Here is a 22,007-nt window from a genome sequence, read left to right as displayed (position 1 = left end):
CGTTCGCGACGGGCCTCAGGGTGTCGTAGAGTAGGGGTCGTCCGACTCCGCGGTTCGTCAGAAAACCGCGGAAATTCGGGGCTGTAGCTTAGTGGTAAAGCCTCTGTCTTCCAAACAGATGATGCGAGTTCGATTCTCGTCAGCCCCTCCATTTCTTGTCCGAGCCGTTGCTAGCGCATCGCGCATCGATTCGCGACTTTCTCGCTGATGCCCCGGTGTTCGCTACGTTTTCTGCCGTGCGCGGAGGGCGCGCACGCTGGCGGCGAACGGGGCGGACGATGCGCAGAACGACGGTCACACGACGAGCTCTCGCGTTGTCGCTCGCAGCGATCATGGGGGCCGGTCTCGCTGCCTGCACCGGCAGTCCCGATTCCGGCGGCGACTTCAGCGCGCAGCGTGAGACGGTGACCGCGTTCATGACCGCTCTCGAACGCGGTGCCGCGCAACAGGCGTCTACGTACCTCTCCGACACCACGTCGTTCCCACGGGAGGCGATGACCGACGAGTTCTACGCGAAGGCAGCCGAACACCCCGCCGACGCGCGCATCTCCGTCGCCACGGATGTCGACGGCAAGGTCGCCGTCCAGGTCGACTACCACCTCGGCGACGACGACCGTGAGCTGAATCTGATGCTGAACCAGGCGGATCCGCCGCGAATCGAGCAGTGGTCGGGTATGCCGACCATCCTGCGCTCCGCCGGCGGAGACGGCCGGCTGGTGATCTCGGGCGCGCTCACCCTCGACCTGGGGGCCGAGTCGACCTACGCCTCGCTGCTCCCGGCGCGATACAGCGTCGCGTTCGCGGGTTTCGCGACGGCAGACGACGTCGACGCCTTCGACCTGGACTTTCCTGTGAGCTCTGAGGCCGCCGACGCCCGACTGCCCGACGGCGTGAGCTTCGCCGGAGGAGCGCTCGAGTTCGGACGCTGACGCCGGCGGTTCAGCCCTCGAGCTCCCGCGTGAACGATTGCGGCAGAACCACGTTCTGGCGCGCGCCCACGAAGAACCGGGCGACCTGCGCGGGCCGGTATCCGGCGATGCCGCAGCCCACCTCGGTGACGAGGAAGCGCAGCTCGGCATGCTCCGCGGCGAAGGCGACGAAGCGCCGCGCCTGCTCCTCGAAGACGCCGAGTCCCGACATCGTGTCGATCCCGTACGACTGACCCTGCAGGCCTTCGCTCTGACCCCAGATCGCGCCGAAGCGGTCCATCGCGAACCGTGCCGCTCCCCCGCCGTGCGCCCCCGACGAGTTCGAGCCGAAGACGAAGATCTCGTTCGGGGCGAGCGATGTGATGTGCACGCGCGCGAGGTTACGCGCCGGAACTCTCGCCGTCCGCCGGGGTTGCGGCATCCTGAATCCGCGTCGCCGAGCCGTGGCGTTCGACGTGCGCGAGATACGTCTGCGCGTTACGGAGGATCTTCGCCCGCTCCTCCGGCGTGAGCGCACGCCTCACCTTCGCGGGGACGCCCGCGACCAGCGACCCCTCGGGGATGACGGTGCCCTCGAGCACGACAGCTCCCCCGGCGATCAGGCATCCGGGACCGATGTCGGCGCCCGACAGGACGACGCTGCCCATACCGATCAACGAGCCGTCGCCGATCGTGCAGCCGTGCACAACGGCGTTGTGCCCCACCGAGACGTCGGCACCGATAGTGACCGGGCGCCCGGCGTCGACGTGCACCGACACGTTGTCCTGCAGATTGCTGCGTGCGCCGAGGACGATGCGCGCGCTGTCACCGCGCACGACGGCGTTGTACCAGACGCTGGCCTGTTCGCCGAGAGTGACATCGCCGATGATGCGCGCACCGGATGCCACGAACGCGGTGTCGTGCAGGCTCGGAGCGGCTCCGCTGAGAGCGACAACAGAGGCATCGAGGGCGATCGGCATGAGCCCGAGGCTAGCCCTACCGAGGAGCTACCGAGAAGCGCGAGAGCACTACCGAGCGCGGACGAACACCGTAGCTCCGGCCCGCGGATCAGTAGCGGCGATCCTGATCACGGCTCATAGTTTCGGTCCCACCACACCCGCATCGCCCTTGGAGACCTCATGTCGCAGTCGACCGAACCCGCTACCCGCACCCGCGCCGACCGCCCGGCCCGGCGACACCGCCGCACCAAGGCGATCCTCGCGATCGCGGCCGGCACGACCCTGCTTCTCGGCGGGGGCGGCACCTACGCGTTCTGGAGCACGCAGACCGCGTTGACCGCGGGGACCGTGAGTTCCGGGAACCTCGCCCTGTCGCTCGGCACGGGCTCGTGGAGCCTGAAGGGAGTCCTCGGGCAGGCGACGTCGGTGTCGAACCTCACCAACGTCAAGATCGTCCCCGGCGACGTGCTCACGCTCACACAGCCGGTGACCGTCACCCTCGTCGGCGACACCCTGGCCGCCGACCTCGCGGTCACCCAGGGCGCCAGCTTCGTCACGGGTCCCGCAGCCCCCTACGTGAAGGTCGCGGTGAACATCACCGGCCTGGGCGCGCAGACGGGGACCAACACCTATCGCGTGACTCCCGCCACGGCCGGAACCCTGACCGCCACCGTCACGGTCACCTTCGATTCGACGACCCCCAACCTCGTGGGCGTGAACACCCCCGTAGACCTCAACCAGCTCGCGTTCTCGCTGACCCAGGCCTCCAGCTGAGGAACGACCCATGCACCGTCGCGACGATCGCGTTCCACGGCGCGTCCGGTGGACCGCGGTCCTCGTCGCAGCGCTCGTGCTGGGCCCCGGCACACTGGCGGCACACGCCGTCTGGTCGGACCGCCACCCGGTCACCGCTGGGGTGACCTCGACCGGCTCACTCGGAGCGACCGCGAGCTGGGCGGGGAGCTGGAGCGCGTGGCAACCGCTCGTGCCGGGGCGCTCCAGCGACACCGCGGCCCTGCGTGTGAGTGCGACCGGGTCGGGTGACACGTTGCGCTGGCGGGTGAACGCCGCGGCGTCGGTGTCGGCAGCGCTCACGCCATACGTCTCGACACAGGTGTTCGTTGGGGCTTGCGGGACGGGAACGCCCCTGCCCGCGGGTGGGTACGCCCCAGCTGGCGGATACGCGCTCGGAGCGTCGGTCGACCTGTGCCTGCGCGTCACTCTCGACCCGAATGCTCCGTCCACGACCCAGGCGATTGCTCTCACCCCGCAGATCACCGTCACCGTCGATCAGGCGACGTCGTGAGCCGTCGTCGTGCGGTCGTCGCCCTCGCGGCCGCCCTGGCCCTGGCGCTCGCCGTGCCCACCGCCGCCGCGGCCGCGTGGCGTGCGTCCACCTCCGCGCCGGCGTTCTCGCTCAGCACGTCCGCACTCGCGGCGCCCGTCACGACGTGCACGTCGAAGCCGGCGGTACTCGGCTTGTCGTCGTACGCGCAGATCTCGTGGTCCCCGATCACCGACGCGACGTCGTACACCGTGACCGCCACGAACTCCGCGAACGGCGCCACCCAGGTGGTCGCGACGGGCGTGACCGCCACGACGATCGATATCACCGGCTCTGTGCTGTCGTCGCTCCTGGCGTCGGTGCTGAGGGCGCTGCTCGAGGGCGGCACTGTCGTGATCACCGTCACCGCCGTCACCCAGAAGTGGACATCACCGCCCAGCAACGGGCAGCCCATCGTCCTCTCCAGCCTGGTCGGCGGACTGCTCGGGGGCGTCACATGTCAGAGCTGATCGAGGATCCCCGGACTCCCGGCTCCACCACTCCGCCGCCGGAACGGCCGAGGTGGACTCGGGCGCGCGCCATCGTGGGCACTGTCCTTCTCTTCGCGGTGTCGCTTTTTGCCCTGATCACCGTGGTGATCCCTCTGCTCCTCGGCGCGCAGACGTACACCGTCCTGACCGCGAGCATGCAACCGGGCATGCCACCGGGGACGTTGATCGCGGTCCGCCCGTCGTCGATCGACGACGTCAGGGTCGGGGATGTCGTGACCTATCAGCTGCGCTCGGGCGAACCCGCCGTGGTAACCCACCGCGTGGTGGGCACGACCAGCAGCACCGGTGGCGCGCGGCTGCTGATCACGCGCGGAGACGCCAACGACGCCGACGATCCCCCGGTGCAGAGCGAGCAACTTCGCGGGACGGTGGTCTTCGCGGTGCCGTATCTCGGGTACCCGGGGATCATCTTCGGAGGACAGGAGCGAGGGATCGTCATCGCGGCGGTCGGTGTCGCGGTCGTCGGCTACGGCCTGGTCCTGCTGATCTTCGATCTCCTCCGTTCGCATCGCCACCGGAGAACGACCACGGCGTTCGCTCTGATCCTCGTCACGGCATCCGCTCCCCTGCTGACGCCGGCTCCCGCATCGGCTTCGTCCAGCCAGCTGCTCGTGAGCGACGATGGGGCGCGCTTCGTCTCCGACGGAGCGGTGCGTCTGTTCGACCAGCCGGACCGCATCGTTCCGGGTGGCACGCTCACCTCCACCCTCTGGATCAGAAACGCGAGTCCCGATCCGGCACGGGCGGGGCTGCGCCTCGATACCGCCCCCGTCGACACGGACCCGCGCGACATCTCGTTCGCGCGCTCTCTCACCCTGGTCGTGGCCTCGACCCCGGTGCCGCAGGGCGACCAATGGGTGAGCTCGGTGATCGCGCCGGGTGACACGCTGCGTGTCGACCTCGGAGTGAGGATGGATGCCGCCTCCGGCAACATCTCGCGCAACGCTGACGCCGTCGTGACGCCCGTCGTCCGGCTCACGGATGCGACAGCGACCGACCCTCCGACCGGAGAGCCCGGTCCGACCCTCGCGGACCCGGCCCACACCGGAGGATCTCTCGCGTGGACCGGCATCCGATCAACGCCCTGGGGAATGCTCGTCGCCGGAGCCGCCGCGGTGGTGACCCTCGGTCTCGCCCTGGGGCTGAGACGGGACCAAGGAAGGTGAGGATTGCCTATTCACCAGGGATTTAGCCGAGCCTCATCTTGCTTGCGGAATGCTCCCACGTGAGTAGCGTTGCATCCAACGAGACTTCGAACGTCGCCTAAGGAGCACCCATGAGCACCGTCCAGACCCCCGCCGCCACCACCGTCGACCCGACGATGGCCGCCGGCACCGCCCAGTTCCTCTCCCCCGTCGTCATCGGCCTCGAGGCGCTCGTCGTCAACGGCAAGCAGGCGCACTGGCACGTCCGCGGCGCCAACTTCATCGGCGTGCACGAGCTGCTCGACTCGGTTGTCGCTCACGCGCAGGAGTGGGCCGACCTGGCCGCTGAGCGCATCGTCGCGCTGGGTCTTCCCATCGACTCGCGCCTGTCGACCGTCGCCGCCAAGGCGAAGGCCACTGAGATCCCCGCTGGTTTCGCGCAGTCCGACGTGGTCATCCGCGCCGTGATCGCCGACATCGACGCGGTGCTCGTCGACATCGAAGCCGCCATCGAGGGTCTCGACGAGATCGACATGTCGAGCCAGGATGTGGCGATCGAGATCAAGCGCGGTCTCGACAAGGACCGTTGGTTCCTGTTCGCGCACCTCGCCGCGTAAGACTTTCCTCGAATGGGACGGTGCTTCGGCACCGCCCCCTTCGTCGTTCCGGCACGTCTCCCGCTCCCCCACCCCTCCGCCGCGCGCGTGAGGGGTCACCTCCTGTCGTCGGGAGACGCGCCAAGCGACAAAAAGTGACCCCTCACGCGGAAAAGAACGACCGTGCGTCAGGCGCCGTGCGTGACGCGACCCGCGAGCAGCGTCGCACGGACGGGCATCGCGCGCAGTCCACGCTCGTCGGCGGTCAGCGGGTCGGCCCCGACGATGACGAGATCGGCGACGGCACCCGGTGAGATCTCGGCGGGTGCGGTCGATCCCCCCGCCGTCGAGGCCGCGATCGCCGTGTCGATGTCGACCCGCTGGTGCGGCTGCCACGCGTCGCGTCCGTCGCGCGTGCGGAACACGGCCGACGCCATCGCGGCCCAGGGGTCGAGGGGCGCGACGGGCGCGTCCGAACCGAAGCGCAGGTTCGCGCCGCTGTCGGCCAGGGCCCGTAGCGGGTAGGGTTGCGCGGATTGCTCGGCCCAGATGGCATCCGTCATGTCCCGATCGTCGAGCGCGTGCTCGGGCTGCACGCTCGCGGCGACCCCCAGACGGGCGAAGCGCGGAATGTCGGCGTGCGCGACGAGCTGCGCGTGTTCGATGGTGCCCACCGCGCCGGTGAGGGCGTACGCGTCGAGCGCGTGGGCGTTCGCCACGTCGCCGATGGCGTGGATCGCGCATTCGAGTCCGGCCGCCGTGGCCCGCGTCATCATGTCGACGAGCTCCTCCGGCGGGACGGTCAGCAACCCGTGGTTGCCGGTGTCGCCCGGATAGTGGTGGGCGCACGCCGCGGTGCGGGTGCCCAGCGAGCCGTCGGTGATCGCCTTGAGCGGCCCGACCCGCACGAGACCGTTCGACGATCCCCTCACGGGGTCGCCCGTGCGAAGGCCCTCGGCGATGGCCCGATCCAGGTCCTGCGGGTACGTGCCGTACGAGATGCGCAGGGTGTCGAATCCGCGCGCCGCTCGCCGCTGCCAGGGGGCGTCGTTCCAGGTCATGTCGAGGTCGACGAGACCCACGACCCCGCGAGCCGCGGCCGCGCGGGCCATGCGCTCCACGGCGGCGTCGGCGACGTCGGCCTCGACGGCGTTCACACGGCGCGAGATCTCGAACGCGTCCTCTTCGACGAGCATCCCGGATGCCACGGGCTCGAAGTCCTCGCGTCGGAAGGCCGCCGTGTTCATCCACACGCTGTGGACGTCGGCGTTGATCAGGTACGTCGGCACGCCCCCGGTGGTGGCATCCAACAACTCCAGGCTCGGCACATCGGACCAGAGCCCGTCGCGGAATCCGGAACCGACCCGGCGGCCGTCGGACTCGGGGGCGAGCGCCATGATCGTGGCGGCGTCGCGCGCGCTCGCCACCTCGCCGAGGGGCACGCGATCCGCCGCGAGGGCCCACTGGAGCACGTGCACGTGGTGGTCCCAGAGCCCGGGGAGAAGCCACCCGCCCTCCCCCTCGAGGACGGCGCCGGTGGGCCGCAGGTTGCCGGTCGGCGCGATGTCGGCGATCCGTCCGTCGGCGATGACGATGTCGACGGGCTCGGACGTCGGGAGGAATTCGCGTCCGGGTCCGGCGACACGCACCGCGCGGAGAAACCCGACGTTCTCGCCGATCACGGGCGGACCCGCGCGTCGGCGGCGCGACGCATCTCGACGGAGAGCTCGTGGCGCCCCTCGGCGGTCAGACCGTCGATGATCGTCTCGACGACCTCCGCGGGACGGTTCTGGCTGAGCTTGCGCTTCGCCGTCACCCGCGTCGGCGTGAGGCGGAACCCCATGGTCCCGCGTTCGAGCCTTTCGACGAAGGCGGCGTCGTTGGGCACCGCGTACAGCCCTCTCGCGTCGTCACCATCTCCCTCGAAACGCTCCACCAGGCGCTCGAGTACCCGCAGGTTCTCTTCCGGAGAGAGAAGTTCCGGGATGCCGCTGAGGTGCGCCGACACGAAGTTCCACGTCGGCACGGCAGGGACGTCCCCGTACCACCGCGGCGTGATGTAGCCGTGGGGGCCCTGGACGACGACGAGCAGTTCCCGGTCGCCGAGACCGAGGATCGCGTCGTCGGGCTTGCCGACATGGCCCACGATCGTGAGGTCGTCGCGGGTGTCGTCGAGCATGACCGCGTAGTGCGAGGCGACGAGACCGTCGTCGGTCTGACTGACGAGGGTGACCCAGGGGTTGAGGTCGATGAGACGACGGATCTCACCGACGTCGGTCATCGTGAAGCTCGGATTCTGACGCACCGAATCAGCCTAGAACGCGGCGCGGGGCGGCTCGAACAGGCTCAGCCGCCTCCTGCCCCGGTCCCTGAGCCTGTCGAAGGGTCTGGCGAGACGTGTGGGTCCCTGAGCCCGTCGCCGGGGACGGAATCCGCTCGGTCACGCCTGGCACTTCGGGCACCAGTACAGCTTGCGCCCGGCGGCTTCTTCCATGACGATCGCGGTTCCGCACACGCGGCAGGGCAGTCCTTCGCGGTGGTAGACCCAGTGCCGGTCGGCGCGGCGCGCCATCGCGCGGCGATAGGCGGCGGGGTCGAGCCCGTCCATCGTCATCATCTGACCGGTCTCGACACCGATCGGCAGCAACGTCGCCCAATCGCGCCAGATGCCCCGCACGACCTCTTCGGGTACGTCGCGACCCGGCGTGTGGGGGTTCTGCCGCGCGCGGAACAGCAGCTCGGCGCGGTACACGTTGCCGATGCCGCTCACGACGGCCTGGTCCATCAGCAGCAGACCGATGGGCGTGGGCTTCTTGCGCACCGTGGCGGTGAAGCGCTCCTCGCCCTCTGCGAGGTCGTCGACGAGGGGGTCGGGCCCGAGCTTCGCGATGGTCGCCTGCACCTCGTCGGGTGTCTGCAGCACGCAGGCTGTCGGTCCGCGCAGGTCGGCGCACGTGTTATCGGTGAGCAGGCGCAAGCGCACCTGACCGACCACCGGCGGCGGCCACTCGTTCTGCTCCTCGAGCCCCGTCGTCTGCTCCGACATGCGCACGCGCGTGCGACGTGGTGCGCCGATCGAGGTCAGGGAGTTCTCGCCCGCTGTATCCAGGATCGGCTCGTCGTCGACGACCGTGCCGCGCTGATTCGTCTGGCCCATGCGGCCGTTGGCCGAGGCGATGGTCGCATCGACGACCACCTCGCCCGAGAAGTCCCAGGCGCCGTACATGCCGAGGTGCACGCGCAGCCACACGTCTCCGTCGAAGCGGAGGAACATCTGCTTCGCCACGGCCCGCACCTCGAGCGCCTCGCGGCCGTCGATGACCGAGGCACCTTCGACGAAACGCCCCTGGGGACTGGATGCCGAGACCGTGCGTCCCACGATGTTGCGGTCGAACTGCCGCGCGATGCGGTGGACGGAATGCCCCTCGGGCATCAGCCTGCCTCGGGGTCGAACGAGTCGCTCGCGTCGGTCATGGTGTTCTGCTTCTCGCCGGCGCGCGGGTCGGGCAGCAGCACCCCGTCCTGCTCGAAGGCGGCGAGCTGCCCGATGCGGCGAGCGTGGCGCTCCTCACCCGAGAAGGGCGTCGCGATGAAGCGGTCGATGAACGACGCGGCCTCGTCGAAGGTGTGCTGTCGCGCACCGATGGAGATGACGTTGGCGTCGTTGTGCTCACGGGCGAGCTCGGCCGTGGAGATGTTCCACACGAGCGCCGCGCGCACGCCGAGCACCTTGTTCGCGGCGATCTGCTCGCCGTTGCCCGAGCCGCCGAACACGACACCGAGGGCCTCGACGCCCGCGGCCTGATCGCGGACGACGGCTTGCGCTGCGCGGATGCAGAAGGCCGGGTAGTCGTCGAGGGCGTCGTACTCGACCGGGCCGTGGTCGACGACCTCGTGCCCCTGAGCGGCGAGGTGGTGCTGGATCTGGGTGGAGAACTCGAGACCGGCGTGATCGGTGCCGATGTGGATGCGCATGCGGCAAGTCTATTGAGCGGGTCCGACATCGAGGGCGGACATGACGACGCCGCCCGCTCCCGGTGAGGAACGGGCGGCGTACGGGGTCGTCAGGGACGCAGACCTGCGGCGACCGGCTTGAAACCGGCCCGGATGTTCTCGCAGCACCCCGGGCGGCACACGTCGTACCAGGGGCCCAGGTCGGTCAGGTGGGGGCGCTCCGCCTTCGGCGTGCCCTTCAGCCGCTCCTCGACCAGGTCGACCAGACCCGAGACGTACGCGGGGTCGATGCCCGGCGTGGGCGTCCGCACCGCACGGATGCCCGCCTCTTCGGCGGCCTCCATGGCCTCGGTGTCGAGGTCCCAGAGCACCTCCATGTGGTCGCTGACGAAACCGAGGGGCACGATGACGACCGCCTCGGCGCCGCGGCCGGGAAGCTCCGCGATCACGTCGTTGACATCGGGCTCGAGCCAGGGCTGCGTGGGCGGGCCCGAGCGCGACTGGTACACGAGCTCCCACTCGACGTCGGCGACGGCGGCGGCGACCTCGGCCATGACGAAGGCGGCGACGGCCTTGTGCTGCGCCTCGTAGGCCCCGCCCTCTCCGAACTCGACGTCGCGAGGGCCGGAACGCTCCGCGTCGGCGCTCGGAATGGAGTGCGTGGAGAAGAGCACGCGGATCTTCTCGGGCGCGATCCCGTCGGCGACGTAGGCCGAGACGGCATCCGTCACGCCCCGGACGAAGGTGCTCACGAAGCCCGGGTGGTCGAAGAACTGACGGACCTTGTCGATCGTCACCGTCTCGCCGAGACCGGTCGCCTCGAGCACACGGGCGTAGTCTTCGCGGTACTGACGGCAGCTCGAGAACGAGCTGTAGGCGCTGGTCGCGATCGCGAGGAGGGTCGTATCGCCCGCCTCGGCCGCCTCGGTGACGGCCTCTTCGAGGTACGGCGACCAGTTGCGGTTGCCCCAGTACACGGGCAGACCCAGTCCGCGCTTGGCGATCTCAGCCTCGAGGGCGGCCTTGAGCTCGCGATTGTGCTGATTGATCGGGCTGACGCCGCCGAAGTGACGGTAGTGGTGGGCGACCTCTTCGAGTCGCTCATCGGGGATGCCGCGCCCACGCGTCACGTTGCGCAGGAACGGGATGACGTCGTCCTGACCCTCGGGCCCGCCGAAGCCGGCGAGGAGGATGCCGTCGTACGCCACCGGCGTCTCGACCCACTTGGGTCCGGACGCCGCGGCGGGCGACGCGTAGAGGACGGTCTCAGGGCTGGTGTCCGTGTCGGTCGTGCTCACGATCACATCCTCGCACTCCCGCGCGAGGCGCGGACGCGAGATATCTCGCTACTAGGCTTATACGGTTGTCACCGACGTCAACCGCGTCACCTGCGACAAACCACCCAGATCCCCGGGAGAACGCCAGTGCCAGGAGAGAACCTCACCCGCATCGAAGCGCAGGAGCGTCGCGCGATCGTCGACACGCACTCCTACGACGTGCAGCTCGACCTCACGCGCGGAGACGAGGTCTTCGCCTCGCGCACCGTCGTGACCTTCGCCGCCACCGAGGGCGCGTCGACCTTCATCGACCTGATCGCGCGCACCGTGCACGCCATCACCCTCAACGGCCGCTCGCTCGACCCCGCCGCCGTCTTCGGCGACTCGCGCATCGCGCTCGACGACCTCGCGGCCGAGAACGAGCTCGTCGTCGAGGCCGACTGCGAATACACCAACACCGGTGAGGGTCTGCATCGCTTCGTCGACCCCGTCGACGGAGAGGTCTACCTCTACTCGCAGTTCGAGGTGCCCGACTCGCGCCGCATGTACACCGTGTTCGAGCAGCCCGACCTCAAGGCCGCGTTCACCTTCTCGGTCACCGCCCCCGCGCGCTGGAAGGTCGTCTCCAACTCCCCCACGCCTGAGCCGGTCGCCGTCTCTGATGACACCGCCCGCTGGGACTTCCCCGCCACTCCGCGCATCTCCTCGTACATCACCGCTCTCGTCGCGGGTCCCTACGAGGCGACCTACAGCGAGCTCACGAGCGCCGACGGCCGCGTCATCCCCCTCGGCGTCTTCGCCCGCAAGAGCCTGTGGCAGTACCTCGACGCCGACTACGTGTTCGAGAAGACCCGTCAGGGCTTCGCGTACTTCGAGGAGAAGTTCGGCTTCCCCTACCCGTTCGCCAAGTACGACCAGCTCTTCGTCCCTGAGTTCAACGCCGGCGCGATGGAGAACGCGGGTGCGGTCACCTTCACCGAGACCTACGTCTTCCGCAGCAAGGTGACGGATGCCGTGAAGGAACGTCGCGTCGTGACGATCCTCCACGAGCTCGCGCACATGTGGTTCGGCGACCTCGTCACCATGAAGTGGTGGAACGACCTCTGGCTGAACGAGTCGTTCGCCGAGTGGGCCTCCACGATCGCCACCGCCGAGGCCACCGAGTGGGAGGCCGCCTGGACGACCTTCAACGCGATGGAGAAGACCTGGGCGTACCGCCAGGACCAGCTCCCCTCGACCCACCCGGTCGTCGCCGAGATCAACGACCTCGAAGACGTGCAGGTGAACTTCGACGGCATCACCTACGCCAAGGGCGGCTCCGTGCTGAAGCAGCTCGCCGCCTGGGTGGGTATCGAGCAGTTCTTCGCGGGCGTGGCCGCGTACTTCCAGAAGCACCAGTGGTCGAACACCGAGGTCGGCGACCTGCTCGTCGAGCTCGAGGCCACCAGCGGTCGCGACCTGGGCGACTGGGCCAAGAAGTGGCTCGAGACGGCGGGTGTCAACACGCTCACCCCGCTCATCGAAGAGGGAGCGGACGGCACGATCACGCGTTTCGCCATCGTGCAGACCGCCCCTGCCGACTACCCCACCATCCGCCCGCACCGCCTGGGCGTGGGCTTCTACTCGGTGACCGAGTCGGGCTCGCTCGAGCGCGTCCACCGCGTCGAGATCGACGTCGACGGCGACCGTACCGAGGTCGCCGAGCTCCGTGGCATCCGTCGTCCCGACCTCGTGCTGCTCAACGACGATGACCTCGCCTACGCGAAGATCCGTCTCGACGAGCGCTCGCTGGCCACCGCGATCGCGCACCTGAAGGACATCTCCGACCCGCTCGCGCGTTCGCTCGTGTGGGGTGCGGCGTGGGATCAGACTCGGGATGCCGAGGCCTCGGCCACCGATTACCTCGACCTCGTCCTGCAGAACATCGGCTCCGAGACCGAATCGACTACGGTGCGCACGACGCTGGGCCAGCTGCAGCTCGCCGCGAACTCGTACGTCGCCCCCGCGACCCGTGACGCGGCGCGCGAGCGCGTGGCCGACGGCCTGTGGGAGCTGGCGCAGAAGGCCGAGGCCGGCAGCGACAGCCAGCTGCAGTTCGTGACGGCGTTCGCCTCGGCGGCCTCCACCCCGGCCCACGCCGAGACGGTCCGCGCCCTCCGCGACGGCGACACGACACTCGAGGGCCTCGCGATCGACACCGACCTGTCGTGGCAGCTCCTGGTCTCGCTCGCCTCCGCGGGCGTGGTCACGGCGGCCGACATCGACGAGGCGCGCGCCGCGGACAACACGGCGAAGGGCGGGGAGTTCGCGGCCATGGCCAAGGCGTCGCTCCCCTCGCACGCGGCGAAGCAGGAGGCGTGGGACTCGCTCATCGAGCGCGCCGACGCGCCGAACACGATCGTTCGGTCGACGGCCTCGGGCTTCACGAACCCGACGACGGTCGACGTGCTCGCCGACTTCGTCGAGCCTTACTTCGCGATGCTGCTGCCCATCTGGGAGTCGCGCAGCTACCAGATCGCGCAGTACCTGATCGTGGGCCTGTATCCCGCCGCCCTGGCGAACAAGGCGCTGCGCGACGCGACGCGTCAGTGGCTGTCGCAGAACGCCGACGCCGCCCCCGCGCTTCGTCGCCTCGTCGGTGAGAACCTCGCCGGCGTCGAGCGCGCGCTGGCGGTCCAGGAGCGCGACGCCCAGTAAACCGCGTCAACGTCGGATGCCCTCTCCCCCTCGGGAGGGGGCATCCGTCGTTGCGGGGTCATCCTCCCGTCGCTCGCGATCATCCGAACGGAGGACGCGGCGACCGGGGCGCCGTCCCTAGCGTGGAGGCATGATCGTTGCAGACAACCTCACCAAGCGGTACGGCGACAAGACCGCCGTCGACGGCGTCTCGTTCACGGTGGCCCCTGGGCGGGTGACCGGCTTCCTCGGACCCAACGGTGCGGGGAAGTCCACCACGATGCGCATGATCGTCGGCCTCGACCGCCCGACCGCCGGCCGCGTGACCGTGGGCGGCCAGGACTACCGGCACCTTCGCTCGCCCCTCACCGAGGTCGGCGTCCTGCTCGACGCGAAAGCCATCCACACCGGCCGATCGGCGCGCAACCACCTTCGCGCCATGGCCGCGACGCACGGCATCGGGAACGCCCGCGTCGACGAGGTGATCGAGCTCACCGGCATCGGATCGGTGGCCGGCAAGCGCGCGGGTGGTTTCTCGCTCGGCATGGGTCAGCGCCTCGGCATCGCGGCCGCCCTGCTCGGCGACCCGCACACGCTGATCCTCGACGAACCGGTCAACGGCCTCGATCCCGAGGGCGTCCGCTGGGTGCGCCAGTTCGTGCGCCATCTCGCGGGCGAGGGTCGAACGGTCCTGCTGTCGAGCCACCTCATGAGCGAGATGTCGCAGACCGCCGATCACGTGATCGTGCTGGGGCGCGGACGCGTGCTCGCCGACGCGGCCCTCCCTGACCTCGTCCGCACCTGGACCACGACCACCCTGCTCGTGCGCTCCCCCCGCCTCGGCGAACTCGTCACCGCCCTCGAGATCCCGGATGCCACCGTCTCGGCCGTCGAGCCGGGCGCGGCGCAGATCACCGGGATCACGGCCGAAACGGTCGGCGACATCGCCGCCGCCCGCGGCATCCCCCTCTACGAACTCAGCCCGCGCGTCGGCTCCCTCGAGGACGCCTATCTCGCCCTGACCGACGACTCCGTCGAGTACAAGACCAAGGAGATCGCATGACCGCCCTCGCCGCCGCGCCCCGCCGGGCGACGCACCCGAGCACCCCGCGCCTGAGCTTCGCGCACCTGCTGAGGAGCGAGGCGATCAAGATCCTCACGCTCCGCTCGACCTGGTGGTCGCTCGGGGTCACCGCCGCGCTGTCGGTGGGGATCTCGCTGCTCATCGCGCTCGCCACGAGCGGCAAGGGCGGGGGGATGGAGCCGACGAACGTCATCCTCGCGCCCACCCAGTTCACGATGCTCGTGGCCGGCATCCTCGGCGCGATCGTCGTGACCGGGGAGTACTCCACCGGGATGATCCGCTCGACGCTCACCGCGGAGCCCCGTCGCGGTGCCGTGCTGCTGGCGAAGGCGCTCGTCGTGGCCGTGACGATGATGGTGACCACCGTGATCATCTACGCCGTCGCCATCGCCGCGACCGCTCCCCTGCTGGGCGGCACGGGCATCGACTGGGCGACGCCGGCCGACTCGATCGTGCCCCTCGCCCTCGGCGTGCTCTCGATGGCCTGCTTCACCCTCATGGGCGTCGGCTTCGGTTTCGTCCTGCGCAGCGGCGCAGGTGCGATCGCCGTCACGGTGGGAGTGCTCTTCGTGCTGCCCATCATGCTGAGCCTGTTCTCGATCGCGGGCCCCGACTGGATGTGGGTCGTCGAGGCGGGCACCTACCTTCCGGTCAGCGCAGCCGGCAGCCTCACCCGGGCCGGGGCGACCGACCTGATGGAGCCCGCGCTCACGATGGCCGGGTGGGTGATCGGGCCCCTTCTGCTCGGGTGGATCGCGCTCCGCTCGCGCGACGCCTGATCCGATCCCCGATGGATGCCTCGACGCTCAGCCGGCGCCGAGGCATCCGTCGTTAGGCTGAATCCGATGTCCGTTCTCGCCGAAAACCCCTCGCCCGTCCCATCGCCCTCGATCACTTCGCCGAGCGATCTGGCCAATCCCGACACCTGGGCCTGGATCGGCGATCAGCTGCTCGGCTTCGGCGGTGTGCTGCTGAGAGTGCTCGGGATCATCATCGGGATCGCCGTCGCCGCCTGGATCCTTCGCGTCATCATCCGCCGCGTGGTGGATCGGATCGTCAACGGGGCGAAGAGCAAGGCCCGCGTCGACGACACGCAGGCGCTCGATCGCTCGCCGCTCAGCGCGGTGCGGCTCGTTCAGCGCACCCGCACCCTCGGCACGATCCTGCAGAACATCGTCAACGTCATCCTCGTGATCGTCGCGCTCGTGTGGATCGCCAGCATCGTCGCGCCCGACGCGCTCGCCTCGCTCACGCTGCTCACCGCCGCAATCGGTGCAGGCCTCGGCTTCGGCGCCCAGAACATCGTCAAAGACGTGCTCAACGGCATCTTCATCGTCGCCGAAGACCAGATCGGCATCGGAGACGTCGTCGACCTGGGGCTTGCGACCGGCATCGTGGAGTTCGTCAGCGTCCGCATCACCCACGTCCGCGACGTCAACGGCACGCTCTGGTACGTGCGCAACGGTGAGATCACCCGCATCGGCAACATGTCCCAGGGATGGTCGCGCGTCATCATCGATTTGGCCGTACCGGTGGATGCCGACATCGACGACGTCGAGAAGGCGATGCTGACCGCCGCCAAGACGATGGCGAAAGAGACGAAGTGGCGCTCGCGCATCATCGAGCAGCCAGAGATCTGGGGCCTGGAGTCGATCAGCGGCGACGCCCTCGTCATACGCCTCGTCATGAAGACCCGCTCGAGCGCGAAGGACGACGTGGCCCGCGAGCTGCGCGCGCGCCTGAAGAAGGCCATCGATGCGATGGGCATCGCGCTCCCCCAGCTCAACTCGATCGTGCTGACGGGCGCGGAGGGCGCGCAGAGCGTCCGCGGAGCGCACCCGCCGAAGACCAAAGAGACCCAGGTCGCGGTCGGCGCGAGCCGCCCGATCTGGCGCCCGCGCCGCAGCAAGATGGACGCCTCCGAGACCGCTGACGAGCACGCCGGCGAAGCGCCCCCTGCCAAGGTGAAGAAGAAGACCGTTCAGGACGACACCCCCACGGCCATCGTCGACCTGCCCCCGGCTCGCGGCGCCGACGTGCCCAAGCCCACTCCTCCGGCGGTCCGCGCCGACGACAAGGACGAGTCATGACCGAGCCCGTCAGCTTCTACGACCAGGTGGGCGGGATGGAGACATTCCGTCGGCTGGTCGACGCGTTCTATCGCGGCGTCGCCTCCGACGAGGTGCTGAAACCGATGTACCCCGAAGAGGACCTCGGCCCGGCCGCCGAACGCCTCACCCTGTTCCTCGCGCAGTACTGGGGCGGCCCGACGACCTATGGCGAGACGCGCGGACACCCGCGCCTGCGCATGCGCCACATGCCGTTCCACGTCGACCCCGACGCCCGCGACCGCTGGCTGCGGCACATGCGCGCCGCCGTCGACGAGATCGCCCTGCCGCCCGCGTTCGAAGAGCCCCTGTGGGACTACCTCGAGCGGGCGGCCTACGCGATGGTCAACACGTTCGAGCCGCGCGGGATCGGCCCGCGCCAGGACGGGCGCCCCGATACGGGCCTGCCCGTCCGCGCGAACGACTGATCACCGACCGAGGAAGTCCCCGAACCCGGGGATGTCGAGGTTCGACAGTCCCTCGCCGAAACCGCTGATCTGCTCGCCGGCCCCCGACACGGCATCCTGAGCTCCTCCGGCCCACTCGCCGAGGCCTGTGCCCTCGGCGAGCGAGGCGAGATCGATGCCGGATGCCATCGCCTCGAGGTCGACGCCCTCTGCGAGCCCCGCGAAGTCGACGCCCATCTGCCCGGCCTGCGCGAGCAGGGGCGCCGCGACGGCGCTGACCACGGCTCCCCCGGCGACCGCAGCGAGGAGGCCCCCGGCGCCCACGGCGCCGGCACCGATCAGACCGCCGCGCCCGGCCTTTGCGAGCAGCCCGGACATGCGTCCGGGACGCGCGGCCTCGGCACGCGCAGCCGTTCGCGCGAGGTCGTCCGCGGTGTCCGTGCGCGGGCGCTCGTGAGGGGCCAGATCGGCATCCATCCGTTCCTTCACGTGCGCGCGCTGCGCCGGTGTGAGGCGGGCGAACGCTTCGCGGTGCATCTGCTCGACCCGGTCGGGGTCGGCCGTGCGCAGGAGGTAGTCGTAGCGGGCGATGGCGGCACGGTCGGCGTCCGGCAGAGCGGACGAGGGACGGGATGCCGCGGGCGGCGCGTACCGCCCGTTCGACGCGGGGCCGCGGGTCGCGGCGCGCGGGGTGCTCGCTCCGCGATCGCCGGTCACGGCGTCGGCCGCGGAGCGCACCATGTCGCGCCAGTCTTTTCCTCCGGAGGCACCCGGGGGGCGCGACGAGGATGCGGCTTTTCCGGCGGCCTTGGAGGCGAGATCGAACAGACGGGAGAACGAGACCATGGGAGGACCTCTCGACGGGCGGCACGCGACCGCGGCGTCAAGGTCTCCTCCGTCCTTTCGGACCGACGTACCCGGAATCCAATCGTGGACTCGTGATGACGGATACGTCGCGTCGGGAGTACTCCCCTTGCGTGCCCTCAGCGTATGAAGGCCACCTGTGCGCTTGCTGGATCAGCTCCCCGTAGCGCGCACCGCGGTGAGCCCCGAACGCACCGGACCGCGCACCAGCACGTGGCCGCGCGCGAGACTCACGCGCGTCCACGCACCGCTGCGACGCACGGGCGCCTGCTCGGACCCCGCGATGAAGCCCAGAGCGAAGGCCGCGAAGGCCGTGCCCAGGGGCAGTCCCCCCAGTGCTTCGTCGGGCTGACCCCAGACCTGGGCCCGCACGAGGCGCACGATGTCCTCGCCGGGGTCGGCGGGAAGGGCGTCGGCGACGGCCGCGACCCCGTACTGCGCGCGCGAGGCGAGTACGGCCGAGTCGATGGCATCCGTCTGCTCCCATCCTCCGCGCGGGGGCGAGATGCCCGCCCAGGCCGGTGAGGTCGCGGTCTCAGGTAGCACGACCGCGGACGCGTCGTCGGGGGCGGGGAGCAGGGCGGACGCCTCGACCACCAGGTCGCACTCGAGCTCGGGGTCGATCGCCGAGACGCGCAGACCCAGAACGGTCGGCGTGGCATCGAGCAGTCCGCGCGGGGCGAGAGGGGCCGCCGTGGCGACCAGCACTCCCCCGTCGGCTCGCAGTCGCACGGTGCCGTCACCGAGACGGATCGTTCGGGCGGCGAAGGTGAGCAGGTCGGCTGCGGCCTGCGGGTCGGGGAACAACAGGCGCGCGGACACCCGCCCTAAACTATCAAGCGGTGCGGGTTCGCCGTACCGGAACGGGAGTCAGTGTGTCCGAGGCCATCGATCCCGTGGCGTCGCTGCTGAGCGTGCTCGACCTCCGCGATGCCGGAGCGCGCACGACCGAAGACATCTTCACGGGGGTGTCGCAGGCCATGCCCACCGGTCGCGTGTACGGCGGTCAGGTGCTCGCGCAGACCATCGTCGCAGCGTCTCGGACCCTCCCGGCTGAGCGCACCGTCCACTCGATGCACGGGTACTTCCTGCGCCCGGGTGACCCCTCCGACGGCATCACCTTCTCCGTCGACCGCATTCACGACGGCCGCTCGTTCTCGACTCGGCGGACCCAGGCGTTCCAGTCCGGCGTCCCGGTCTTCTCGATGATCGCTTCGTTCCAGGACGAAGACCCGGGACTTGAGCACTTCGAGCCGATGCCGGAGGGGATTCCCCAGCCCGAGGACGCCCCCTCGCTCGAGGTCGAGACCCTGCACCCGATCAGCCGCAGGATCCTCTCCGAGAGCCCTGTCGACGTCCGCCACGTGACCTCGCCGCTGTACGCCTCGGTCGAGGGCCCGCACGTGCCCCGGCAGGCGGTCTGGATGAAGCTGCGTCGCCCCGTCGGCGACGACCCCGCCGTCCACCGCGCCGCCCTCGCCTACCTCAGCGACCTCACGATCCAGGAGTCGATCATGCGTGCGCACGGCGTCGCGTGGAACGCCCCCGGGCTGAAGGTCGCGAGCCTCGACCACGCGATGTGGTGGCACCGGCCGGGACGCGTCGACGAGTGGCTGCTGTACGTGCAGGAGTCCCCGAACGCACGCGGGGGCCGAGGACTCGCCACCGGACGCATCTACACGCGCGGCGGCGCGCTCGTGGCCAGCGTCGCGCAAGAGGTCATGGTGCGCGTCCCGCGCGGATGATCCCGGATGCCGACACCCGGCGGCCCTCGCCAAACGAGGTCGCGCGGGTCGGCGGCGGCGTGCGCCGGCCGGGTTCCGCAGGGTGCTGACGAGAGTCGGCTCCCGGCGGGCGGGGAACGCCCCGGGCCCGCGAGTGGCGTCACCGGGCTCCGGCGTCTTACGACGGGCGCGGGATACGCGGGGTCCCGTGGAGCGGGCTCACCCGCGGGAACGGCCCCGGCGGTACTCGATCGGGTCTCCGATGTACGGCGCCCAAGCGGTGCGTTCCGCTTCGGTCCAGCGGATGGGTCGACCACTGGCGGTGTCGACGAGGACCGTGACGGCCGTGGCGCGGGCGTAGAGCACGGGCTCGGCGTCACCGACGGGGCTGTAGACCTCGAAGCAGATGTCGGCGCTCGACCCGCCCATCGCGCCGATCCACATGCGCACGTCGAGGGGGCGTTGGCTGTAGGGCACCGGGCGCAGGTACTCGATCTCTTGACGGGCGATGAGCGTGGCGCGATCGCCGCCGCTCTCGAGCACGTCCATGTCGAACACCGCCGTCGGGAGCGGTTCTCCCTCGCCGTCGCTGTGCCAGAACGCGCGCAACCGTGCCTCTTCGAGCAGCTTCAACATCGAGGTGTTGTTGACGTGCCCGAGGGCGTCGAGGTCGCCCCAGCGGAGGTGGATGGGCACGTGCACCCGCGAGGGTCCGGCGACCGCCGGACCCTCGTCGGGGGTGTGCTGCGCGGGGCTGTCAGTCACGCGTGAGCTTGCGGTAGGTCGAGCGCGAGGGGTTGGCCGCGTCGGCACCGAGACGCTCGACCTTGTTCGCCTCGTAGGCCTCAAAGTTACCCTCGAACCAGTGCCACTGATCGGGGTGCTCTTCGGTGCCCTCGTAGGCGAGGATGTGCGTCGCGATGCGGTCGAGGAACCACCGGTCGTGCGTGATGACCACGGCACAACCGGGGAACTCGAGCAGCGCGTTCTCGAGCGAGCTCAGCGTCTCGACGTCGAGGTCGTTGGTCGGCTCGTCGAGAAGGAGCAGGTTGCCGCCCTCTTTCAGCGTGAGGGCGAGGTTCAGGCGGTTGCGCTCACCGCCGGAGAGGACGCCCGCCTTCTTCTGCTGGTCGGGGCCCTTGAACCCGAACTTCGACACGTACGCGCGCGACGGGATCTCGGTCTTGCCGACGGTGATGATGTCGAGTCCGTCAGACACGACCTCCCACAGCGTCTTCTCGGGGTCGATGTTGGAGCGCGACTGGTCGACGTAGCTGATCTTGACAGTCTCGCCGATCTTCAGCGTGCCGCCGTCGAGGGGCTCGAGGCCGACGATCGTCTTGAACAGCGTGGTCTTTCCGACACCGTTCGGACCGATCACACCGACGATGCCGTTCGGCGGCAGGTTGAAGCTGAGGTTGCTGATCAGCGAGCGGTCGCCGAAGCTCTTCTCGAGCTTCTTAGCGTCGATGACGATGCTGCCCAGGCGCGGGCCCGCGGGGATCTGGATCTCGTCGAAGTCCAACTTGCGCGTGCGCTCGGCCTCGGCTGCCATCTCTTCGTAGCGGGCGAGACGCGCCTTCGACTTGACCTGGCGGCCCTTGGCGTTGGAGCGGACCCACTCGAGCTCCTCCTTGAGGCGCTTGGCGAGCTTGGCGTCCTTCTTGCCCTGGACGTCGAGGCGCTGCCCCTTCTTCTCGAGGTAGGTCGAGTAGTTGCCCTCGTAGGGGTACAGGTGACCGCGGTCGACCTCGGCGATCCACTCCGCGACGTTGTCGAGGAAGTACCGGTCGTGGGTGATCGCGATGACCGCGCCCTTGTACGCCTTGAGGTGCTGCTCGAGCCAGAGCACGCTCTCGGCGTCGAGGTGGTTGGTGGGCTCGTCGAGGAGCAGCAGGTCGGGCTTCTGCAGGAGGAGCTTGGCGAGGGCGACGCGACGACGCTCACCGCCGGAGAGCGGAACGACCGAGGCGTCGGCCGGCGGGGTGCGCAGCGCGTCCATCGCCTGCTCGAGCTGCGAGTCGAGGTCCCAGCCGTCGGCGGCGTCGATCTCTTCCTGCAGCGTTCCCATCTCGGCCAGCAGGGCGTCGAAGTCCGCATCGGGGTCGGCCATGAGGGCCGAGATCTCGTTGAAGCGGTCGAGCTTGGGCTTGATCGCCACGCCGTCCTGGATGTTCTCGAGGACGGTCTTGCTGTCGTCGAGCTCGGGCTCCTGCATGAGGATCCCGACCGTGAAGCCGGGGCTCAGCCGGGCCTCGCCGTTGGAGGGGTTGTCGAGCCCCGCCATGATCTTCAGGATCGTCGACTTACCCGCACCGTTCGGCCCGACCATGCCGATCTTGGCACCGGGGAGGAACGACATGGTGACGTCGTCGAGGATCAGCTTGTCGCCCACAGCTTTGCGAGCGCGGACCATGGAGTAGATGTATTCCGCCATAACCCGTCCAGTCTAGGGGCGATGCGGTATCC

Annotated in this window: 23 protein-coding genes and 1 tRNA gene; 13 read left to right on the top strand and 11 right to left on the bottom strand. The window is 69.7% G+C overall.

Features of this window, described 5'->3' with window-relative positions; genetic code table 11:
* The first annotated feature begins 77 nt into the window (after window positions 1-77).
* Together QBE02_RS01800 and QBE02_RS01795 are read left to right on the top strand one after the other, a co-directional pair.
* Window positions 78-151: transfer RNA gene (locus QBE02_RS01800), tRNA-Gly, on the top strand.
* 127 nt (window positions 152-278) lie between these two features.
* Window positions 279-929 carry a hypothetical protein gene (locus QBE02_RS01795; protein ID WP_279366889.1) on the top strand — a complete coding sequence of 217 codons (651 nt, stop codon included), beginning with the start codon at window positions 279-281 and terminating at the stop codon, window positions 927-929.
* 10 nt (window positions 930-939) lie between these two features.
* Here the strand turns inward: QBE02_RS01795 and QBE02_RS01790 are convergent, their stop codons facing one another.
* Window positions 940-1,299, bottom strand: a complete 360-nt coding sequence (locus QBE02_RS01790) for an A1S_2505 family phage non-structural protein (RefSeq protein ID WP_279366887.1) — start codon at window positions 1,297-1,299, stop codon at window positions 940-942.
* A gap of 10 nt (window positions 1,300-1,309) precedes the next feature.
* Window positions 1,310-1,888, bottom strand: coding sequence for a gamma carbonic anhydrase family protein (locus QBE02_RS01785; protein WP_279366886.1), 579 nt, complete (start codon window positions 1,886-1,888; stop codon window positions 1,310-1,312).
* Window positions 1,889-2,047: 159 nt separating this feature from the next.
* Between QBE02_RS01785 and QBE02_RS01780 the strand changes: the two genes are divergently transcribed.
* The 5 genes from QBE02_RS01780 to QBE02_RS01760 all read left to right on the top strand — a co-directional run bounded on the left by QBE02_RS01780 (window position 2,048) and on the right by QBE02_RS01760 (window position 5,465).
* Window positions 2,048-2,641, top strand: a complete 594-nt coding sequence (locus QBE02_RS01780) for an alternate-type signal peptide domain-containing protein (protein ID WP_279366885.1) — start codon at window positions 2,048-2,050, stop codon at window positions 2,639-2,641.
* A gap of 10 nt (window positions 2,642-2,651) precedes the next feature.
* Complete coding sequence (locus tag QBE02_RS01775) at window positions 2,652-3,173, top strand: hypothetical protein (protein WP_279366884.1); 522 nt, start codon at window positions 2,652-2,654, stop codon at window positions 3,171-3,173.
* Window positions 3,170-3,661, top strand: coding sequence for a hypothetical protein (locus tag QBE02_RS01770; protein ID WP_279366882.1), 492 nt, complete (start codon window positions 3,170-3,172; stop codon window positions 3,659-3,661). The genes QBE02_RS01775 and QBE02_RS01770 overlap by 4 nt, the downstream gene beginning before the upstream one ends.
* A gap of 74 nt (window positions 3,662-3,735) precedes the next feature.
* Entirely contained in the window at window positions 3,736-4,869 is a 1,134-nt protein-coding gene (locus tag QBE02_RS01765) for a signal peptidase I (protein ID WP_279366881.1), read from the top strand.
* 110 nt (window positions 4,870-4,979) lie between these two features.
* Window positions 4,980-5,465, top strand: a complete 486-nt coding sequence (locus tag QBE02_RS01760; protein ID WP_279366879.1) for a Dps family protein — start codon at window positions 4,980-4,982, stop codon at window positions 5,463-5,465.
* A gap of 167 nt (window positions 5,466-5,632) precedes the next feature.
* Here QBE02_RS01760 and QBE02_RS01755 read toward each other — a convergent pair whose 3' ends face one another.
* The 5 genes from QBE02_RS01755 to QBE02_RS01735 all read right to left on the bottom strand — a co-directional run bounded on the left by QBE02_RS01755 (window position 5,633) and on the right by QBE02_RS01735 (window position 10,696).
* A complete protein-coding gene (locus QBE02_RS01755) occupies window positions 5,633-7,126 on the bottom strand; it encodes an amidohydrolase (RefSeq protein ID WP_279366877.1) in 1,494 nt (497 codons plus the stop codon).
* A complete protein-coding gene (locus QBE02_RS01750; RefSeq protein WP_279366876.1) occupies window positions 7,123-7,749 on the bottom strand; it encodes an FMN-binding negative transcriptional regulator in 627 nt (208 codons plus the stop codon). The genes QBE02_RS01755 and QBE02_RS01750 overlap by 4 nt, the downstream gene beginning before the upstream one ends.
* Window positions 7,750-7,884: 135 nt before the next feature.
* Window positions 7,885-8,877 (bottom strand): Fpg/Nei family DNA glycosylase, encoded by a 993-nt coding sequence (locus QBE02_RS01745; RefSeq protein WP_279366875.1) that lies wholly within the window; start codon window positions 8,875-8,877, stop codon window positions 7,885-7,887.
* Window positions 8,877-9,419, bottom strand: a complete 543-nt coding sequence (locus QBE02_RS01740; RefSeq protein ID WP_144785273.1) for a ribose-5-phosphate isomerase — start codon at window positions 9,417-9,419, stop codon at window positions 8,877-8,879. Before QBE02_RS01740 ends, QBE02_RS01745 begins: the two co-directional genes overlap by 1 nt.
* An 89-nt stretch (window positions 9,420-9,508) precedes the next feature.
* Window positions 9,509-10,696, bottom strand: coding sequence for a ferrochelatase (locus QBE02_RS01735; protein ID WP_279366874.1), 1,188 nt, complete (start codon window positions 10,694-10,696; stop codon window positions 9,509-9,511).
* A gap of 126 nt (window positions 10,697-10,822) precedes the next feature.
* On the opposite strand from QBE02_RS01735, the gene pepN reads away from it, so the two are divergent.
* From pepN to QBE02_RS01710, 5 genes are all read left to right on the top strand, one after another.
* Window positions 10,823-13,372 carry an aminopeptidase N gene (gene pepN, locus QBE02_RS01730; RefSeq protein WP_279366872.1) on the top strand — a complete coding sequence of 850 codons (2,550 nt, stop codon included), beginning with the start codon at window positions 10,823-10,825 and terminating at the stop codon, window positions 13,370-13,372.
* Window positions 13,373-13,502: 130 nt separating this feature from the next.
* Window positions 13,503-14,414: an ABC transporter ATP-binding protein gene (locus tag QBE02_RS01725; RefSeq protein WP_056231016.1), complete on the top strand. Its 912-nt coding sequence runs from the start codon at window positions 13,503-13,505 to the stop codon at window positions 14,412-14,414.
* Window positions 14,411-15,214 carry an ABC transporter permease subunit gene (locus QBE02_RS01720; protein ID WP_279366871.1) on the top strand — a complete coding sequence of 268 codons (804 nt, stop codon included), beginning with the start codon at window positions 14,411-14,413 and terminating at the stop codon, window positions 15,212-15,214. Before QBE02_RS01725 ends, QBE02_RS01720 begins: the two co-directional genes overlap by 4 nt.
* A gap of 66 nt (window positions 15,215-15,280) precedes the next feature.
* Window positions 15,281-16,525: a mechanosensitive ion channel family protein gene (locus tag QBE02_RS01715; protein ID WP_279366870.1), complete on the top strand. Its 1,245-nt coding sequence runs from the start codon at window positions 15,281-15,283 to the stop codon at window positions 16,523-16,525.
* Complete coding sequence (locus tag QBE02_RS01710) at window positions 16,522-16,971, top strand: globin (RefSeq protein ID WP_144785279.1); 450 nt, start codon at window positions 16,522-16,524, stop codon at window positions 16,969-16,971. The genes QBE02_RS01715 and QBE02_RS01710 overlap by 4 nt, the downstream gene beginning before the upstream one ends.
* Here the strand turns inward: QBE02_RS01710 and QBE02_RS01705 are convergent, their stop codons facing one another.
* Together QBE02_RS01705 and QBE02_RS01700 are read right to left on the bottom strand one after the other, a co-directional pair.
* The gene (locus tag QBE02_RS01705) at window positions 16,972-17,796 is read right to left on the bottom strand and encodes a cation-transporting ATPase (RefSeq protein WP_279366868.1); all 825 of its coding nucleotides are present in this window, start codon (window positions 17,794-17,796) and stop codon (window positions 16,972-16,974) included.
* A 171-nt stretch (window positions 17,797-17,967) separates the two neighbouring features.
* Entirely contained in the window at window positions 17,968-18,636 is a 669-nt protein-coding gene (locus tag QBE02_RS01700) for a hypothetical protein (RefSeq protein ID WP_279366867.1), read from the bottom strand.
* 20 nt (window positions 18,637-18,656) lie between these two features.
* Between QBE02_RS01700 and QBE02_RS01695 the strand changes: the two genes are divergently transcribed.
* Window positions 18,657-19,559 (top strand): acyl-CoA thioesterase, encoded by a 903-nt coding sequence (locus tag QBE02_RS01695; protein WP_431844576.1) that lies wholly within the window; start codon window positions 18,657-18,659, stop codon window positions 19,557-19,559.
* A gap of 198 nt (window positions 19,560-19,757) precedes the next feature.
* On the opposite strand, the gene QBE02_RS01690 is transcribed toward QBE02_RS01695, so the two are convergent.
* Window positions 19,758-20,303 (bottom strand): acyl-CoA thioesterase, encoded by a 546-nt coding sequence (locus QBE02_RS01690; protein ID WP_074695075.1) that lies wholly within the window; start codon window positions 20,301-20,303, stop codon window positions 19,758-19,760.
* Window positions 20,296-21,975 (bottom strand): energy-dependent translational throttle protein EttA, encoded by a 1,680-nt coding sequence (gene ettA, locus QBE02_RS01685; protein WP_074695076.1) that lies wholly within the window; start codon window positions 21,973-21,975, stop codon window positions 20,296-20,298. Before ettA ends, QBE02_RS01690 begins: the two co-directional genes overlap by 8 nt.
* Window positions 21,976-22,007: the final 32 nt, after the last annotated feature.

The sequence above is a fragment of the Microbacterium testaceum genome, from assembly GCF_029761935.1.
Classification (GTDB): Bacteria; Actinomycetota; Actinomycetes; order Actinomycetales; family Microbacteriaceae; genus Microbacterium; species Microbacterium testaceum_A.
This window is presented reverse-complemented; position numbering and strand designations above follow the sequence as displayed.

Coding starts and splice junctions, on each gene's coding strand:
- QBE02_RS01795 (WP_279366889.1), top strand. CDS start 279: ATGCGCAGAACGACGGTCACACGACGAGCTCTCGCGTTGTCGCTCGCA.
- QBE02_RS01785 (WP_279366886.1), bottom strand. CDS start 1,888: ATGCCGATCGCCCTCGATGCCTCTGTTGTCGCTCTCAGCGGAGCCGCT.
- QBE02_RS01780 (WP_279366885.1), top strand. CDS start 2,048: ATGTCGCAGTCGACCGAACCCGCTACCCGCACCCGCGCCGACCGCCCG.
- QBE02_RS01775 (WP_279366884.1), top strand. CDS start 2,652: ATGCACCGTCGCGACGATCGCGTTCCACGGCGCGTCCGGTGGACCGCG.
- QBE02_RS01760 (WP_279366879.1), top strand. CDS start 4,980: ATGAGCACCGTCCAGACCCCCGCCGCCACCACCGTCGACCCGACGATG.
- QBE02_RS01745 (WP_279366875.1), bottom strand. CDS start 8,877: ATGCCCGAGGGGCATTCCGTCCACCGCATCGCGCGGCAGTTCGACCGC.
- QBE02_RS01740 (WP_144785273.1), bottom strand. CDS start 9,419: ATGCGCATCCACATCGGCACCGATCACGCCGGTCTCGAGTTCTCCACC.
- QBE02_RS01725 (WP_056231016.1), top strand. CDS start 13,503: ATGATCGTTGCAGACAACCTCACCAAGCGGTACGGCGACAAGACCGCC.
- QBE02_RS01720 (WP_279366871.1), top strand. CDS start 14,411: ATGACCGCCCTCGCCGCCGCGCCCCGCCGGGCGACGCACCCGAGCACC.
- QBE02_RS01715 (WP_279366870.1), top strand. CDS start 15,281: ATGTCCGTTCTCGCCGAAAACCCCTCGCCCGTCCCATCGCCCTCGATC.
- QBE02_RS01710 (WP_144785279.1), top strand. CDS start 16,522: ATGACCGAGCCCGTCAGCTTCTACGACCAGGTGGGCGGGATGGAGACA.
- QBE02_RS01705 (WP_279366868.1), bottom strand. CDS start 17,796: ATGGTCTCGTTCTCCCGTCTGTTCGATCTCGCCTCCAAGGCCGCCGGA.
- ettA (WP_074695076.1), bottom strand. CDS start 21,975: ATGGCGGAATACATCTACTCCATGGTCCGCGCTCGCAAAGCTGTGGGC.